This window comes from Microbacterium sp. JZ70 (assembly GCF_053903225.1).
The window spans coordinates 2,080,201-2,096,550 of record NZ_CP096405.1; the positions used below are offsets into that span (position 1 = coordinate 2,080,201).

General features: G+C 71.9%; 17 protein-coding genes and 1 pseudogene. 11 read left to right on the forward strand and 7 right to left on the reverse strand.

Annotated elements, in window-relative coordinates; all coding sequences use genetic code 11:
* Positions 1-21: 21 nt before the first annotated feature.
* The 3 genes from M1D46_RS09435 to M1D46_RS09445 all read left to right on the forward strand — a co-directional run bounded on the left by M1D46_RS09435 (position 22) and on the right by M1D46_RS09445 (position 3,446).
* Entirely contained in the window at positions 22-525 is a 504-nt protein-coding gene (locus tag M1D46_RS09435; RefSeq protein WP_456285402.1) for a GNAT family N-acetyltransferase, read from the forward strand.
* A gap of 545 nt (positions 526-1,070) precedes the next feature.
* Entirely contained in the window at positions 1,071-2,762 is a 1,692-nt protein-coding gene (locus M1D46_RS09440; RefSeq protein ID WP_456285403.1) for an HNH endonuclease signature motif containing protein, read from the forward strand.
* Positions 2,763-3,137: 375 nt separating this feature from the next.
* Positions 3,138-3,446 (forward strand): helix-turn-helix domain-containing protein, encoded by a 309-nt coding sequence (locus M1D46_RS09445; RefSeq protein WP_271171613.1) that lies wholly within the window; start codon positions 3,138-3,140, stop codon positions 3,444-3,446.
* Between the two features lie 13 nt (positions 3,447-3,459).
* Here the strand turns inward: M1D46_RS09445 and M1D46_RS09450 are convergent, their stop codons facing one another.
* From M1D46_RS09450 to M1D46_RS09460, 3 genes are all read right to left on the reverse strand, one after another.
* Positions 3,460-3,759: a hypothetical protein gene (locus M1D46_RS09450; RefSeq protein WP_324011576.1), complete on the reverse strand. Its 300-nt coding sequence runs from the start codon at positions 3,757-3,759 to the stop codon at positions 3,460-3,462.
* A gap of 108 nt (positions 3,760-3,867) precedes the next feature.
* Positions 3,868-4,893: a hypothetical protein gene (locus M1D46_RS09455; protein WP_456285404.1), complete on the reverse strand. Its 1,026-nt coding sequence runs from the start codon at positions 4,891-4,893 to the stop codon at positions 3,868-3,870.
* 35 nt (positions 4,894-4,928) lie between these two features.
* Complete coding sequence (locus tag M1D46_RS09460; RefSeq protein ID WP_324011572.1) at positions 4,929-5,624, reverse strand: phosphocholine cytidylyltransferase family protein; 696 nt, start codon at positions 5,622-5,624, stop codon at positions 4,929-4,931.
* 196 nt (positions 5,625-5,820) lie between these two features.
* On the opposite strand from M1D46_RS09460, the gene M1D46_RS09465 reads away from it, so the two are divergent.
* From M1D46_RS09465 to M1D46_RS09475, 3 genes are read left to right on the forward strand one after another with little or no spacing between them, the layout of a single operon-like run.
* On the forward strand, positions 5,821-6,615 hold the full coding sequence (locus M1D46_RS09465) for an ABC transporter ATP-binding protein (protein ID WP_271171617.1): 795 nt from the start codon (positions 5,821-5,823) through the stop codon (positions 6,613-6,615).
* A complete protein-coding gene (locus M1D46_RS09470; RefSeq protein ID WP_456285405.1) occupies positions 6,591-8,147 on the forward strand; it encodes a hypothetical protein in 1,557 nt (518 codons plus the stop codon). The genes M1D46_RS09465 and M1D46_RS09470 overlap by 25 nt, the downstream gene beginning before the upstream one ends.
* A 47-nt stretch (positions 8,148-8,194) precedes the next feature.
* Positions 8,195-8,461, forward strand: coding sequence for a DUF3039 domain-containing protein (locus tag M1D46_RS09475; protein ID WP_271171619.1), 267 nt, complete (start codon positions 8,195-8,197; stop codon positions 8,459-8,461).
* A gap of 39 nt (positions 8,462-8,500) precedes the next feature.
* On the opposite strand, the gene M1D46_RS09480 is transcribed toward M1D46_RS09475, so the two are convergent.
* Complete coding sequence (locus tag M1D46_RS09480) at positions 8,501-9,832, reverse strand: nicotinate phosphoribosyltransferase (protein WP_456285406.1); 1,332 nt, start codon at positions 9,830-9,832, stop codon at positions 8,501-8,503.
* 59 nt (positions 9,833-9,891) lie between these two features.
* On the opposite strand from M1D46_RS09480, the gene murI reads away from it, so the two are divergent.
* From murI to M1D46_RS09500, 4 genes are all read left to right on the forward strand, one after another.
* Positions 9,892-10,710, forward strand: coding sequence for a glutamate racemase (gene murI / locus M1D46_RS09485; RefSeq protein WP_271171621.1), 819 nt, complete (start codon positions 9,892-9,894; stop codon positions 10,708-10,710).
* Between the two features lie 14 nt (positions 10,711-10,724).
* On the forward strand, positions 10,725-11,459 hold the full coding sequence (gene rph, locus M1D46_RS09490) for a ribonuclease PH (RefSeq protein ID WP_271171622.1): 735 nt from the start codon (positions 10,725-10,727) through the stop codon (positions 11,457-11,459).
* Positions 11,456-12,052, forward strand: a complete 597-nt coding sequence (gene rdgB / locus M1D46_RS09495) for an RdgB/HAM1 family non-canonical purine NTP pyrophosphatase (protein WP_421075731.1) — start codon at positions 11,456-11,458, stop codon at positions 12,050-12,052. The genes rph and rdgB overlap by 4 nt, the downstream gene beginning before the upstream one ends.
* Before the next feature lie 76 nt (positions 12,053-12,128).
* Positions 12,129-13,040: a cation diffusion facilitator family transporter gene (locus M1D46_RS09500; protein ID WP_282977517.1), complete on the forward strand. Its 912-nt coding sequence runs from the start codon at positions 12,129-12,131 to the stop codon at positions 13,038-13,040.
* A gap of 3 nt (positions 13,041-13,043) precedes the next feature.
* Here M1D46_RS09500 and M1D46_RS09505 read toward each other — a convergent pair whose 3' ends face one another.
* Together M1D46_RS09505 and M1D46_RS09510 are read right to left on the reverse strand one after the other, a co-directional pair.
* Positions 13,044-14,081, reverse strand: coding sequence for an NAD(P)H-dependent flavin oxidoreductase (locus tag M1D46_RS09505; protein ID WP_456285407.1), 1,038 nt, complete (start codon positions 14,079-14,081; stop codon positions 13,044-13,046).
* Between the two features lie 50 nt (positions 14,082-14,131).
* Positions 14,132-14,257, reverse strand: a pseudogene (locus M1D46_RS09510) (DUF488 family protein, N3 subclade); the annotation flags it as partial.
* A 73-nt stretch (positions 14,258-14,330) separates the two neighbouring features.
* Here M1D46_RS09510 and M1D46_RS09515 point away from each other — a divergent pair.
* Positions 14,331-14,948: a flavin reductase family protein gene (locus M1D46_RS09515; protein ID WP_456285408.1), complete on the forward strand. Its 618-nt coding sequence runs from the start codon at positions 14,331-14,333 to the stop codon at positions 14,946-14,948.
* Between the two features lie 3 nt (positions 14,949-14,951).
* On the opposite strand, the gene gdhA is transcribed toward M1D46_RS09515, so the two are convergent.
* Positions 14,952-16,298, reverse strand: coding sequence for an NADP-specific glutamate dehydrogenase (gene gdhA / locus M1D46_RS09520; RefSeq protein WP_271171628.1), 1,347 nt, complete (start codon positions 16,296-16,298; stop codon positions 14,952-14,954).
* Between the last annotated feature and the right edge of the window lie 52 nt (positions 16,299-16,350).

Below are 16,350 nucleotides of genomic sequence, written 5' to 3' on the forward strand. Positions count from 1 at the left end.
CCGGTTTGTAGGCTCGACGCCATGGCCATCCGCATCCGCCCCGTCGCTCCGCAGGATCTCGCCGATGTCGAGCGGATCGAGAACGAGGCGGATCGCCTGCTCGTCGACCTGCTCGCCCCGGAGCGGTGGGATCCGGCGCCAGCCGGCGCGGATCGGGCTGCGCAGCCCGGGTTCCTCCTGGTCGCGGAGGGTGACGCGCTCGTCGGGTTCGCGCATGTGCTCGAGGTGGACGGAGCCGCGCATCTCGAGCAGCTGTCGGTGGTGCCCGCCTTCGGTCGACAGGGGATCGGGCGTCGTCTCGTCGATGCCGTGAAGGATGAGGCGCGGCGGCGCGGACACGCATCCATGACCCTGCGGACCTTCGCGGAGGTGCCCTGGAACGCGCCGTTCTACGCGAGGTGCGGGTTCATCGAGGAGCAGCCGACGACGGCGTTCGAACGAGGTCTCGTGGCCACGGAGCAGCGGCTCGGGCTGGACCAGCTCGGTCGGCGGATCCAGATGCGCGCCGTGCTGCATCGTATTTAGCTTCGATCGCGAGTTATCCACAGTTTGGGAATGTTCGGTGGAATGTCCGATGGGGTGGGTAGTGTGGGGGTATGTCGAGGACGATGCCGCGGGAGGATGCGGGGGTGGGTTGGGAGCCCACTCCGGCGGAGGTCGCGGTGACGCGTTCGGCGGTGGAGCGGGCGCGTCGGGCGCGGGCTTTGCGGGCGGAGGCGGATGCGCTGGAGGCGCGGGCGCTGGCTGAGGCGGGGGAGGTCGCGCGGGCGCAGTTGGCGAGGTCGGGGGCGGTCTCGTCGCGGTATGACTTCCCGTTCCGGGCGATGGCGGGGGAGTTCGCGGCGGCTCTGGGGGAGTCGAAGGGGCGGATGCGGACCCGGATCTCGGATGCGATGGTGTTGGTGGGGTCGTTCCCGGAGACGTTCGCGGCGCTGGAGGGCGCGCGGATCACGGGCCGGCACGCGGACGTGATCCGGCAGGTCGGGATGCGGCTGCCGGACGGGCTGCGGGAGGTGTTCGAGGCTGCGGCCGTCGGGTACGCGGAGGGTGCGACGCCGTTCGATACGCGGATGTTCGCGGAGGCTCTGGCGGAGAGGCTGGATCCGCGGTCGTTCTCGGATCGGCATCGGTCGGCGATGGCGCGGCGGGGTGTGTGGGTGAAGGTGCTCCCGGATGGGACGCAGGCGCTGGAGATCGTGGGCGAGGCGACCCGGATCCAGGCGATCGCCCGGGCCCTGCGCCAGCACGCACGGGACCTGGCCCGACAGGAACGCCGCGCCGCCGAAACCACCACCGCCGCGGGCGCCGGCAGCGGTGCGGGTGCGGGTGAGGGCGCCGCGGATGCGGGCGCGGCTGGTGGGTCGGGTGTGCGGTTCGAGGATTCGGAGCGGGTCGGTGAGGGTGGGGAGGGGGCGCGGACGGCGACGCAGATCGCGTCGGACCTCGCCGTGGAGGTCCTGTCCGCCCTGTGCGGCGACCCGGACGACACCCCCGCCCCCTGGTCCACCACCGACACGGACACGACGGGGTCGACGGAGCCCGACGCGGCGGGCGCGGACGCCACGGACACCACGGACGCCGGAACGGGCACGACGGAGCCTGCGCCGGACGCGGTGACACCGGATGTGGACGACGTGAACGTGGACGCCGCGGATGCGACCGCGGACACGGACTCGGCGGCCCCCGATGCGGGCACCGAGGACGACGACGCGAGGCCCGACGCGGACGACCTCGGCGTGGACGTGGGTTCCCGTGTCTCGGGTGCTGCGGGATCGCCCGACCGGACCGACACGGGAGCTGATCCGCCCGGCACTGGCGACGCTGACCCTTCGAACACGGCGTCCGCACGCGGCGCTCCGCCGCCGGCGCGGGGCTTGGTGGGGGATGTGGATCGGGTGCTGTCGCGGGTGCGGGCGGTGGTGCAGGTCACGGTCGCGGCGACGACGCTGGCGGGGTTGGATGATGAGCCGGGGTTCCTGGCCGGGTACGGGCCGATCGACGCGGACACCGCCCGCAAGCTCGCGGGGAACGCGGCGGGGTGGGAGCGGGTGTTCTGCCATCCCGACACCGGGGCGCTGCTCACCGTCGACCGGTACACCCCCACCGCGGCGCAGAAGCGGTACCTCCTCGCCCGCGACGAACGCTGCCGCACCCCCGGGTGCCGCAACCTCGCCCTCACCGCGGATCTGGATCACACCATCCCGTACGCCCAGGGCGGTGTCACGGACGTGGGCAATCTCGCCTGCCTGTGCGAGGGATGCCACCAGGACAAGCACCACACGCCCTGGCAGGTCCGACAGCTCGGCGACGGCGTCCTGGAATGGACCAGCCCCGCCGGACACACCTACACCGAGAAACCACCCCCGCAGGTCCGCGCGGAAGCCACCCCGAACCCGCTCATCACCGACGCCCTCGCCCGCCACCACCGCGACCGCGAGCAGGTTGAGCAGCGCCGCCGCGCCCGCCAGCGCGAACGCGAGCGCGAGCAGGAACAGCACCAGCGCGAACGCGAGCGCGAGCAGCGCCAGCGGGAACGCGAACAGCACCAGCGGGAGGAGGAGCGGGAGCGGGAGCGGCGGCTGCACCTCGAGATCGAACAGGACATCCAGGAATGGTTCCGCCACTACTGGACAACCCCCGAATACCTCGCCCAAGCCCTTCTCGATGCCGACGACATCGCCCACCACGAACCCGAAGACCACGGCCCCGGCACGCCCGCACGCATCGAACCGCGACCGCAACTCGCCACAGCAGCACACTGAACCCGGCCCGCCAGCCGCCCGCCGGTGCGGATGCGGACGTATGGCGGCGGGATGGCGCCAAGATGAACACGTCGACGACAACACGCCAGGCGCGATGTCTTCGACGGCCGTGTCGAGTCAGATGCTTCGTCCTGTACTTCGCTCTGGCGAACACATATGGAGGGGCAGTGAAGGCAGATTCACTCCGCTTGAGCATCACCTGCGTCAGACCTGCGAGCGGCATCTTTCCTCGTTTCGTCCCTAGGTTGCTGCGGGCACGACTTCGACCTATGGACGAGGCACCCGGCCCGCGTCGTTCAAGGTATATATGCGGTAGTGCAGAAGCCAGGGCATGAGTACCTACGCTTTCCGTGCCACCGTCAGCAAGCTGGAAGGATGCCAGAGCCGCACTCCGACGCGTCGTTGAAGGTGGGGCGCCGCATCGCCCAGCTGCGACACGCGGCGACCCTGAGCGCGAAGAAGCTGGCGGAGTGCGCAGACCTCGATCTCACCCATCTGCAGCGGATCGAGAAGGGCGCGGGCAACCCGACGCTCTACACCCTGCTCCAGATCGCCGTCGCGCTCGAAGTGGAGGTCGGAGAGCTCCTCGTCGACCTCGACGCGGAAGACCTGCCTCAGGGCCGGCGGCCCTACGGATACTCGCGCCGTGACGAGTTCCGGCGTCAGCCCCGAACGTGGGGCTGACCGACCGCGCGCGTCAGAGACAGAACCGCCACAGGTATTCGTCGTCCTCACCCGGACGGAACCAGGCGAGCGTCACGAGCGTCGACGCGAGGGCGCGCTCGCACAGGCAGAGCTCGCAGATCTCCTCCGGCAGCACGAGTCCCCAGTGCTCGCTGGATGGCGGCGTCACATCGTCGTGCACGAACGCCCGCACGAAGTCGGCCGGCTCGCGCGATGCATTGAGCACGCGCGGATGGGCGGGGTCCGCTCGGTCTACGCGCCAGGGCACGCGATACGGGGGATCGAACCGTCGTGAGGGGAGCGGCGTGAGCATGCCGTGACGCTACGAGCGGCCTCGGACGAGCACGCGCGAGGGACGGCGGCCTGTCCACACCCGGAGGCGGGCACGCCGTCATATCGACGGCTGTGCACGCGGCGTCGGCTACGGGCGCCCGTCTCTCACGTCGCGCTCGTCGCTCACGTCGCGCTCGTCGCTCGTGTCGACGTCCGCGGCCGGAGTGCCCGCGACATCCGCATCGTCTCGCCGTCCGCGCGGCAGGGCACGTCCGACCGTATCGCGCCCGAGTCGCGCGACGCCGCGGCCGACGGCTCCGACGCCCGAGCCCATCGAGCCCGCCGCCGCGCGCAGCGAAGCGCCTGCCGTCTGGATCCCTCGCAGGGCCACGCTCTCGATCCGCTCCGCTCCCGGCTTGGGGGCGAGCCAGTCCGGAAGCCGCTCCGGGGCCGGGCCGAACGCCTTGCGCGACGCGGCGACGACGCGTCGACCGAGGAGGTGGTTGCCGACACCGCCCACGGCCGCGCCGACGCCGAACGGCAGCGCCTTGCCGACGACACTCGCGCCCCCGCGCACCGCGAACTGGTGGATGAACGCGGTCTTGAGACGGTCGACGATCGGCGCGAGAGCCGCACGGGGGAGCGTCTTCGTGATGAGGTCGCCCCAGTGCGCCGACAGCGACGTGCCCTTGCCGACGACCTGCGCGGCGAGGTGCCGCACGAGATCGACGCCCTCCTCGCCCATCATCAGGGTGAGCACGAGCGCGCGGGCGCGATTCGGATCCTCGACGGCGAATCCGTGCAGCTCGGCAAGCGACTGGGCATAGAGGGCCGTCGCCTCGACGAATCCCACCGTCTCGACGCCCGACAGGGCGAGCGTGACGCCGGTGCCGACACCCGGGACGACGGCGGCGGCCCCGACGGCCGCCCCGCCCGACGTGACACCCAGGAGATAGCGGCGCTCGAGCATCCGCACGACCTGAGCGGGCGACGCCTCCGGATGCCGCAGCCGGATGGAGCGCAGGTGCGCGAGCACGAGGGGACGCTGCACGCCGAGCACCCGATCGAGCGCGCGGATCGCGAACGGATGCTCCTCCGAGCCGACGGGCGGAAGCCCGCCGCTCCAGGGCGCGTCGTCCGGAAGCGAGTGGATGCGGTGAACCTTGTCGGCCATCACGCCGATGCTACCCGGCCGCCTCCTGGCGGCGGTCAGAGGAGTGCCGCGTTGGCCCGCTCGAGGTCCTCGGCGAAGTCCACCTCGACGGCGTACAGGTCGGACACGTCCATCGGGAGGAGGCGCAGCCCGTCCTCGGCGATCGCGAGCTCGAGGCCGCGCTCGAAGTAGTCCTGGTCGTCGACGCGCGACAGCTGGCGCATGAAGGCGCGCTTGTCCCGCTGCGAGATGTAGTTGATGCCCACGGCCTCGCCGATGCCGCCGACGACGGTCTTCGAGAGCTCGTCGATCCAGCCCTCGGGCGTGACCGTGTACTTGACCTCCTCGTCGCTCACCTTGGCGGTGTTGACGGTCACGAAGGACTGGTCGGCCTGGATGTTGCCGATCGCGCGGTCGAGGATGCGCGGGTCGAAGACGACATCGCCGTTCATCCAGAGCACGCCGCCGCGGCCGGTCGCCGAGAGGGCGCGGAGGAGGCTCTTCGAGGTGTTGGTCTGGTCGTACCGCTCGTTGTAGACGTAGTTCGCGTCGGGGAAGCGCTCGACGATGTCCTCCGCGCGGTAGCCGACCACGGTCGTGATGCGGGCGTCGTCGCCGAAGGCCGCGCGGATGTTCTCGTGCTGCTGCTGCATGATCGAGCGTCCGTCGCTGAGAACCGTGAGGGACTTGGGCAGGACGCGGCCGAGGCGCGATCCCATGCCTGCGGCGAGGATGACGGTCTGGATGGTCATGCGTGACTCCCCTTGATCGGTTCAGTCCGGGTTCATCGAAGATTCACGACGAACTGGCTCTTTCAGGGTAGCGAAGAGGCTGTGGATGAGCGACAATGCGGTCCCCATCGGCGGCACTTTGCCAGGACTCCTCCGGGAGGTCGTGACCGGATCGTGATGACCGGGGGCTCCCGATGCGACTTGATACCGTGGGGCGGTGACCGAGGCAGAGATCCGCGAAACCGAGCCGGGGAGCCCTGCGCTGACGCTCCAGGGCGTGTCCAAGTCGTACGGCGGAACGCATGCCGTCGCCGGCATCGACCTCGAGGTCCCCGCAGGCATGTACTACGGTCTCCTGGGGCCGAACGGCGCGGGGAAGACGACGACGCTGTCGATGATCTCCGGCCTGCTGCGCCCCGACCGCGGCGAGATCCGGGTGTGCGGCGTCGATCTGCGCACGCACCCGCGCGACGCGAAGAAGCGGATGGGCGTGCTCCCCGACCGTCTGCGGACGTTCGATCGGCTCACGGGCCGGCAGCTGCTGTACTACACGGGCATGCTCCGGGGAATGAAGCCCGGGGTGGTCGCGGACCGCACGGCCGACCTCGCGGGCGCGCTCGACCTCGGCGACGCGCTCGGCCGCGTGGTCTCCGACTACTCGGCCGGCATGACGAAGAAGGTGATGCTCGCGGCCGCGATGATCCACTCGCCGCAGCTCCTCGTGCTCGACGAGCCCTTCGAGGCCGTCGACCCGGCGTCTGCGGCGAAGGTGCTCGAGATCCTCGACGCGTATGTCGCGAGCGGGGGCACCGTGCTCCTCTCGAGTCACGGCATGGATCTCATCGAGAAGGTGTGCACGCGCGTGGCGGTGCTCGTCGCAGGACAGGTGCTCGAGGAGGGCACGGTCGACGAGGTCAAGGGCGACCTCACCCTCGAGCAGCGCTTCGTCGAGCTCGCCGGCGGACTCGGCGAGGTGGAGGGGCTCGAGTGGCTGCACACGTTCTCCGACTGAGGGCCGCGCTTCTCGTCGGCGCATTCCGCGAGCCGGGGCGCACGATCCCTCGGGCGATCGGCTTCCTCGCGCTCGTCATCGGCACCGCCGTCACGGCCTCGCGCGCGCTCGCGCTGCCGTCGCTTCCCGACGGCGTCGCGGCGACCGCGCTCGTGCTCTCCGCGGCAGGGCTCGTGCTCTCCTTCGCGATCGCTCCCGCGCTGACGGCGACCGTCGACCCGCTGGATCCGCGCCGGTTCCGCACGCTGGGCGCTGCGCCCGACCCGCTGGCGGCCGTCCTGCTCCTCGCGTCGCTCGTGAGCGTGCCGACGTGGCTGCTGCTCGTCTACGAGGTCGTCGCGACGATCGTCTGGACGCAGCTCGGCGCATCCGCCGGCAGCGCGATCGCGGGCGCAGTCCTCCATCTCCTTGGGTGCGTGCTCGTGGCGCGCGTCGTGATGGCGCTGCGTGCCGCTCTCGGCGGACAGGGACGGCCGGCCGACGCCGCGGGCGTGTTCGTCGTGGCACTCGTCGTCGCGAGCGTGCCGGCGACGATCGCCTCCGCCGCGGTCTGGTCGCCCGGCGCCGCACGGGCCCTCGGCCGCGTCGCGGGGCTCATCGCGGCGCTCGTGCCGGGGACGGCGCTGCCTGCCGGCGAGGCCTCGGGCAGCGGCTCGGTCGGCCTGGCCGTCGCGATCGGGATCGTGGTCGTCGCCGCGCTCGCGGTCGCGTGGGTCGCGCTCGTCCGCCGCCTCCTCACGACGATCGAGCATCCCGTGGTGGCCCGCGGAGGTGCGGGACTCGGATGGTTCGCGCTGCTTCCTCGGACGGCGACCGGCGCGATCGCGGCGCGCAGCCTCGTGTACGGTCTGCGCGACAGCCGCTACCTCGCGAATCTCCTCGTCATCCCGGTCGCCGGCATCCTGCCGGTCATCCCGCTGCTCGTGGCGGGCGTCCCGATCGAGGTCGCCGCGCTCGTCCCGGTGCCGCTCATGGCTCTCTTCTACGGCTGGCTGCCGCACAACGACATCGCGTACGACGCCTCCGCGGTGTGGCTCCACATCGCGAGCGGCGTGCGCGGCGTCGCCGACCGGGCCGGCCGGCTCGCGCCGGTCGTGCTCATCTCGGTGCCCGTCCTCGCGGTCGCGACCGCCCTCTCCCTCCTCGTGAGCGGACGCGGCGACGCCCTGATGCCGGTCGTCGGGGTCACCGCAGCGCTCCTCCTGTCGGGCTTCGGGCTCTCGAGCATCGCGTCGGTCGTCGCGCCGTACGCCGTGGCGCGGCCCGGCGACGGACCGTTCCAGCAGCCGCAGCGCACCGACTCGACGGGCGCCTGGTCGCAGGCCCTCGTGCTGCTCGGCGCGCTCGCCGCGAGCGCGCCGACCGTCTGGCTCGCGTGGCTCGCGATCGCGGACCGTGAGGTCGAGCCGGTCGCCGTGCTCTGGACGGGACTCGGCTCCGGGGTCGCCGTCCTCCTCATCGGCATTGGGATCGGCGCCGCGGTGTTCGACGTGCGCGGCACCCGCATCATGGAGTTCGCGGGCGCCACCTGACGCGGGAGCCCGCCACGGGCATCCGCCGCGCGATTAGACTGCAGGTCATGAGCACCCCGCTTGACAGTCCCGACCAGGGCGGCACGGCACTCCTCGACCGCGAGCTCGAGGAGCTCCTCCGCGAGGAGACCATCGAGCCCGGAGACCACGAGCGCTTCTCGCACTACGTCAAGAAGGACAAGATCCTCGAGTCGGCGATCACCGGCAAGCCGGTGCGCGCGCTGTGCGGGAAGAAGTGGACTCCCGGGCGCGACCCCGAGAAGTTCCCCGTGTGCCCCACGTGCAAGGAGATCTACGAGTCCATGCAGAAGTGAGACGAGCCGCCGGCGCAGAGGCCGGCGGCTCTTCTCGTCTCAGCGGTCGCCGGCGTCGGCGAACACCGTGGGGATGGCGGGATCGGACTTGCTGAGCGCGAGGGCGCGCACGGGCAGCTCCTCCCGGACGGCGAGGTGATGCGCACGCGCCGCCTGGACGCCCTCGGGGCCCTCGTGTGCCGCGTCGAACGCGCCGTGATCGACGAGCGTGACCTGGAGCATGCGCCCGCCCTCGACGTCGGCCGCCGTCGGCAGCTCCTCGAACCCGTCGGCGATCTCGACGTACTCGTCGCGCGCCACGCCGTCCTCGAGGCGGCGGAACGCCCGCTTCCGACCGCCCTGGGAGCCCTTGCCCTCCGCCTTCTTCGCGACCGCGACCCATCCGCCCGACGCGTCCTGACGCGCGACGAGCTTGTAGACCATCCCCGCGGTCGGATAGCCCGACCCCGTGACGACCGAGGTGCCCACGCCGTACGCGTCGACGGGCGATGCGGCGAGAGCGGCGATGGCGTACTCGTCGAGATCGCTCGTGACGGTGATCCGCGTCTCGGTGGCGCCGAGTGCGTCGAGCTGGGCGCGCACCTCGGCGGCGACGATCGGGAGGTCGCCCGAGTCGATCCGCACGCCGCCGAGCCCGGTGCCGGCGACCGCGACCGCGCGCTCCACGCCGCGGCGGATGTCGTAGGTGTCGACGAGCAGGGTCGTGCCGCTGCCGAGGGCCGCGATCTGCGAGCGGAAGGCGTCCTCCTCGGTGTCGTGGAGGAGCGTCCACGAGTGCGCGGCGGTGCCCATCGTCGGGATGCCCCACTGGCGGCCGGCCTCGAGGTTGCTCGTCGCGCCGAAGCCGGCGATGTAGGCCGCGCGCGCGGCAGCGACCGCCGACTGCTCGGCCGCCCGGCGCGAGCCCATCTCGGCGAGGGGCCGGTCGCCGGCGGCGATGCTCATCCGCGCAGCGGCCGTCGCGACGGCCGCGTCGTGATTCATCACACTCAGAGCGAGCGTCTCGAGGATGACGGCGTCGGCGAACGAGCCCTCGATCGTGAGGATGGGGGAGCCGGGGAAGTAGAGCTCGCCCTCGCGGTAGCCCGTGACGGTCCCGCCGAAGCGGTAGCTCTCGAGGTACCGCACGGTCTCCGCGCTCACGACGTGCTCGTCCCGCAGGAAGCGCAGCTCGTCCTCGCCGAAGCGGAACTCGCGCAGGAGGGAGAGGAGGCGACCCGTGCCCGCCACGACGCCGAAGCGGCGCCCGCCCGAGAGGCGCCGGGCGAAGAGCTCGAAGACGCAGTGGCGGTCGGCGGTGCCGTCGCGCAGCGCGGCGTCGAGCATGGTCAGTTCGTAGCGGTCCGTCAACAGGGCCGTGGAGGCGCTCATGGCGGTCAGCCTACCGGCGTGCGCGAGCTGCTCCGGCCCGGCGGGTACGCTGGGACATCGTGAACAACGCGCCGATCGGGATCTTCGACTCGGGCGTCGGCGGCCTCACGGTGGCCCGTGCGATCGGCGACCAGCTGCCGCGCGAGTCGATGCTGTACATCGGCGACACGCTGCACTCGCCGTACGGGCCGAAGCCGATCGCCGACGTCCGCCGCTATGCGCTCGAGGTGCTCGACACCCTCGTCGACCAGGGCGTGAAGATGCTCGTGATCGCCTGCAACACGGCGTCCGCCGCGATGCTGCGCGACGCCCGAGAGCGGTACGACGTGCCCGTCGTCGAGGTCATCGGGCCGGCCGTGCGCACGGCCATCGCGGCGACCCGCAACGGCCGGATCGGCGTGATCGGCACGGAGGGGACGATCGGCTCCGGCGCGTATCAGGACATGCTCGGCGTGAACCCCGGGGTCGAGGTGTTCACCGCCGCCTGCCCGCGCTTCGTGGAGTTCGTGGAGGCCGGCGTGACCGATTCGCCCGAGCTGCTCGCGGCTGCCGAGGAGTACCTCGCGCCGCTGCGGCGTGCGGGCGTCGACACCCTCGTGCTCGGCTGCACGCACTACCCGTTCCTCAAGGGCGCGATCAGCTACCTCATGGGCGACGGCGTCTCGCTCGTGTCGAGCGACTCCGAGACCGCAAAGGACGTCTACCGCCAGCTCGTGTCGGGCGACCTCCTCGCCGACCCGTCGGCGACGCCCGTCCACACCTACGAGGCGACCGGAGCCGACACCGAGACGTTCACGGCGCTCGCCAACCGCCTGCTCGGCCGCGAGGTGCGCGATGTGCGCCTCGTGCGCACGGGCGCGATCGACCTCCCCCGATGAGAGAAGAGGACACCATGACCCAGCGCGCCGACGGCCGCACCCCCGACCAGCTGCGTCCCATCACGATCGAGCGGGGCTGGAGCAGCCAGGCCGAGGGATCGGCTCTCATCAGCTTCGGGGACACCAAGGTCCTGTGCACGGCCTCCTTCACGAACGGCGTGCCCCGGTGGCTCACCGGCCAGGGGCGCGGCTGGGTCACCGCCGAGTACGCGATGCTCCCGCGCGCCACGAACGAGCGGAACCAGCGCGAGAGCGTGAAGGGCAAGATCGGCGGGCGCACGCACGAGATCTCGCGCCTCATCGGCCGCGCGCTGCGCGCCGTGGTCGACACGAAGGCGCTCGGCGAGAACACGATCGTCATCGACTGCGACGTGCTCCAGGCCGACGGCGGCACCCGGACGGCCGCGATCACGGGTGCGTACGTCGCACTCGCGGACGCGATCGAGTGGGGGCGCGACAAGCGGTTCGTCGGGCAGAAGTCGCGCGTCCTGCTCGACTCGGTCGCGGCGGTCTCGGTCGGCATCATCGACGGCGTCCCCATGCTCGACCTCCCGTACGTCGAGGACTCGCGCGCCGAGACCGACATGAACGTCGTCGTCACCGGGCGCGGTCTGTTCGTCGAGGTGCAGGGCACGGCCGAGGGCGCGCCGTTCGACAAGCGCGAGCTCGACGCGCTTCTCGAGCTGGGCGTGAACGGGTGCGCTGAGCTGCGCCGCCACCAGCTCGCCGCGCTGGGGCAGGAGGCGTGAGCCGGCGCATCGTCCTCGCGACGCACAACGCCCACAAGGTCGCGGAGTTCCAGGGCATCGTCGCCAGCACGCGACCCGACTTCGAGGTCGTCTCCTATGACGGACCCGAGCCGGTCGAGGACGGCACGACCTTCGCCGAGAACGCGCTCATCAAGGCCCGCGCGGCGGCCGCCCACACGGGGCTCCCCGCGCTCGCCGACGACTCCGGCGTGTGCGTCGACGTGCTGGGCGGCTCGCCCGGCGTGTTCTCGGCGTACTGGGCCGGGCACGCGAAGGACGACGCGGCGAACCTCGCGCTCCTGCTGGATCAGATCTCCGACATCTCCGACCCGCACCGTGGCGCGCACTACACGTCGGTGATCGCCCTCGTCACCCCCGACGGCGGCGAGCACGTCGTCGAGGGCATCTGGCCCGGGCGCATCGCCCGCGAACCGCGCGGTGCGGGCGGCTTCGGGTACGACCCCGTGTTCGTGCCGGATGGCCAGGGCGCCGACGAGCGCACGGTCGCGGAGTGGACGGCCGACGAGAAGAACGCGGCGTCGCACCGGGCCCGTGCGTTCGCGCAGCTGGGGCCGCTTCTCGCGTCGCTCTGACGTAACGAGAATCATCCCCGTTCCCGACAGCGCGCAGAGCCCCCGAGCGGGCGTCCGACGCGCCTAGCCTGGAGTCATGCACGACCACGCACCGGGCATCCGCGGCGCCGACAGCCGGCGGCTGCTGACGATCTCGCTGACCCTCACGGGCGCGGTGTTCGTCGTGCAGGTCGTCGGAGCGATCATGACGGGATCGCTCGCGCTGCTCGCCGACGCCGTGCACATGCTCACCGACGCCGTGGCCCTCGTCGTCGCGCTCATCGCGAGCGCGGTGGCCGCGCGGCCCGCGGACGACCGGCGGACGTACGGATATCAGCGCGCCGAGGTGCTCGGGGCGCTCGTGAACGCCGTCATCCTCATCGTGCTCTGCGTCACGGTCGCGATCGAGGGCGTGCGGCGTCTCCTCTCGCCCGACGCCCACGAGGTGACCGGCGGATGGATGCTCGTCGTCGCCCTCGCGGGTCTCGTCGCGAACGGGGTGTCGCTGTGGCTGCTGAGTGCCGCGCAGCGGCACAGCATGAACGTGCGCGGCGCGTACCTCGAGGTGCTGGGCGACCTCGTCGGATCGGCGCTCGTCATCGTGGCCGCCGTCGTCATCCTTCTCACCGGATGGATGCCCGCCGACGCGCTCGCGTCGCTCGCGATCGCGGTGCTCATCGTGCCGCGCGCGATCTCGCTCCTGCGGGAGGTCGTCGGCGTGCTCGCGGAGTCGGCGCCGGCGGGGACGAGCGTCGCCGCCATCCGCGCGCACATCCTCGCGGCCCCCGGTGTCGCCGATGTGCACGACGTCCATGTGTGGCAGCTCACGCGCGGCGCGCCGGTCTTCACGGCGCACGTCGTCGTCGAGCAGTCGGTCATCGACGAGGGGCGCAGCGGCGCGGTCCTGAACGGGCTGCAGGAGTGCCTGGCCGAGCACTTCGACGTCGCGCACTCCACGTTCCAGCTGGAGCAGTCGGGCCACGTCGACCGCGACGACGCGCACTCCTGACCGTCAGCTCCAGCCCGCGACGAGCTCGGCGAACAGCTCGGCGACGTCGTCGTGGCGGGTGAGCCCCGCGCTCTGACCCGCCCACAGCGACAGCAGGTCGCCCTGGTCCTGCACGGCGGCCTCGGCCCGGAAGCGCCCGGTGAGCCAGTTCTGCGCCGGGAAGGGGGCGATCGCTCCCGCGTGCTCGATCTCGCGCACGGCGCGGTTCGGGATGCCGCGGGCGAGGCGCCCGCTCATCGCGCGCGTGAGCACGGTGTCGGCTCCCGATGCGATCGCCGCGCGGTGCGACGCGGGCGCGGCCGAGACCGATGTGCGGAGGAAGGCTGTGCCGACCTGGACGCCGTCGGCGCCGAGGGCGCGCGCGGCGGCGACGCCGCGACGGTCGACGATGCCGCCCGCTGCAACGACGGGCACATCGACCGCGTCGACGACCTGGGGGATGAGGGCGAGCCCGCCCACGAGGGACTCCTCGGGCGGCCGCAGCCACGACACCCGGTGGCCGCCCGCCTCGGCGCCCGTCGCGACGACGGCGTCGACACCGCCGTCGGCGAGGGCGCGCGCTTCGTCGACGGTCGTCGCGGTGCCGAAGATCCGGATGCCCGCGGCGCGCAGGCGCTCGACGTGAGCGGGCGACGGGACCCCGAAGACGACGCTCAGCACATCGGGGCGGGCATCCACGACCGCGTCGAGCTGGTCCTCGAAGGGAGGGAGGAACGACGACGGCTTCTCGGGGATCTCGATCCCGAGCTCGTCGAAGAATCCGCTCACGGCGGCGACCGCGGCCGTGAGATCGACCTCGTCGGGCGCGACCTCGTCGCCGCGCGGCAGCCACAGGTTCACCGCGACCGGGCGCGCGGTCGCCGCGCGCAGAGCGGCGATCGTGTCGCGGATCCGGTCGGGCGCGTAGCCGTACAGCCCGTACGAGCCGAGCCCGCCCGCGTCGCTCACCGCAGCGGTGAGCGACACGGATGAGACGCCGCCGAACGGCGCGAGGACGACGGGGTGGTCGATGTCGAGCAGGTCTTCGAGGCGTCGGGTCACGGATGCTCCTCCAGATGGTCGCGCAGGACGACGGCGTGGTTGTGCTCGGGGTCGCGATGCCACGCCGCGCGCTCGCGGGAGACGCCGCGGGGCCACAGCCGGTCCACGAGCACACGCCATCCGTCGTCTGCCTCCGCCGCGTCATAGACGCGCTTCAGCCGCGTCACACGGGCCATCCCGGTCCGTCCGCCTCGATACGCTCGAACACGGGATCGACGCTACTCCCACCCGCACCACCCGAGGAGCTCCATGACGACCGTCCGTCATCTCGACATCCGCCCGTCCGTCCTCTACGTGGGGACGCCCGTGATGCTGATCGGCACGGTCAACCCCGACGGCACGCCGAATCTGGCGCCCGCGTCGTCGTACTGGGCGCTCGGGTGGATGCTCGTGCTGGGGCTCGAGAACGACGGCCAGACGCAGCGGAACGTGCGCGAGCGCCCCGAGCTGACCGTGAACTTCCCGTCGCCCGGGCTCTGGAACGCCGTCGAGGCGATCGCGGACACGACGGGGCGCGTCGACGTGCCGCCCGCGAAGGCGGCGCGCTACCGTCACGTCGCCGACAAGTTCGCCGCCGCCGGCCTGACCCCGCAGCCCTCGCAGCACGTCGCGCCGCCGCGCGTCGAGGAGTGCGCCCTGCAGCTCGAGGCGCGCGTCGCGCGGATCACCGACGGCCTCGGCGACTACGCGATCGTGGAGGCGGAGGTGCAGGCCGTGCACGCCGACCCGCGGATCGTCGCGCCCGGCACGGATCACATCGACCCACGGCTCTGGGAGCCGACCATCTACAGCTTCCGCCACTACTTCGGCATCGGCGGCGAGCACGGGCACCGGCCCACGAGCGATACCGCCGGGGCCGGTGCCTGACGCTCAGATGACGCCGAGGGCGAGCATCGCGTCGGCGACGTGCGTGAAGCCCGCGATGTTCGCGCCCGCGACGTAGTCGCCGGGAGCCCCGTACTCGTCGGCGGTCTCGAGGCACCGCGCGTGGATCGAGCTCATGATCTCGGACAGGCGCTGCTCGGTGTGCTCGAACGACCACGAGTCGCGTGAGGCGTTCTGCTGCATCTCGAGGGCGCTCGTCGCGACACCGCCCGCGTTCACGGCCTTGCCGGGGGCGAAGACGACGCCGCCCTCGCGCAGCACGCGCGTCGCCTCGGGGGTCGTCGGCATGTTCGCGCCCTCGGCCACGATGAGGCAGCCGTTCCGCACGAGCGCCGCGGCGGCATCCGCGTCGAGCTCGTTCTGGGTCGCGCAGGGCAGCGCGATGTCGCACGGCACATCCCAGATCGATCCGCCCGCCACGAAGTGCGCGCTGTCGCGGCGCGCGGCGTAGTCGGAGACCCGCCCGCGGTGGCCGTTCTTGATCTCCTTGAGCAGGTCGAGGTCGATGCCGGCCTCGTCGACGACGTAGCCGCTCGAGTCCGACGTGGCGACGACCTTCGCGCCGAGCGCCTGCGCCTTCTCGGTCGCGTAGATCGCGACGTTGCCCGAGCCCGAGACGACGACGCGGCGGCCCTCGAGGTCCATGCCGCGCGCCGCGAGCGCCTCCTTGACGAAGAAGACCGTGCCGTAGCCGGTCGACTCCGTGCGCACCTGCGACCCGCCCCAGGTGATGCCCTTGCCGGTCAGGACGCCCGACTCGTAGCGGTTCGTGATGCGCTTGTACTGGCCGAAGAGGTAGCCAATCTCGCGGCCGCCGACGCCGATGTCGCCCGCGGGGACGTCGGTGTGCTCGCCGATGTGACGGTAGAGCTCGGTCATGAACGACTGGCAGAAGCGCATGACCTCGGCGTCGGAGCGGCCCTTGGGGTCGAAGTCCGAGCCGCCCTTGCCGCCGCCGATCGGCATGCCGGTGAGCGCGTTCTTGAAGATCTGCTCGAAGCCGAGGAACTTGACGATCCCGAGGTAGACCGAGGGATGGAAGCGGATTCCGCCCTTGTACGGGCCCAGCGCCGAGTTGAACTCGACGCGGAAGCCGCGGTTCAGCTGCACGCGGCCGGCGTCGTCGACCCACGGCACGCGGAAGATGATCTGGCGTTCCGGCTCGCACAGCCGGCGGATGATCTCGGCGTCCGCGTACTCGGGCCGCTTGCCGAGCACGGGTCCGAGGCTCTCGAGGACCTCTCGGACCGCCTGGTGGAACTCGGCTTCGCCGGGATTGCGCCGGATGACCTCGTCGAATACGGGCGTCAGGGCGTCATGGAGTGCTGCCATCGTGTTGCTCCTCTCGCTGGCACACAAGCGCCCACGATAGCGGTTCCTCGAC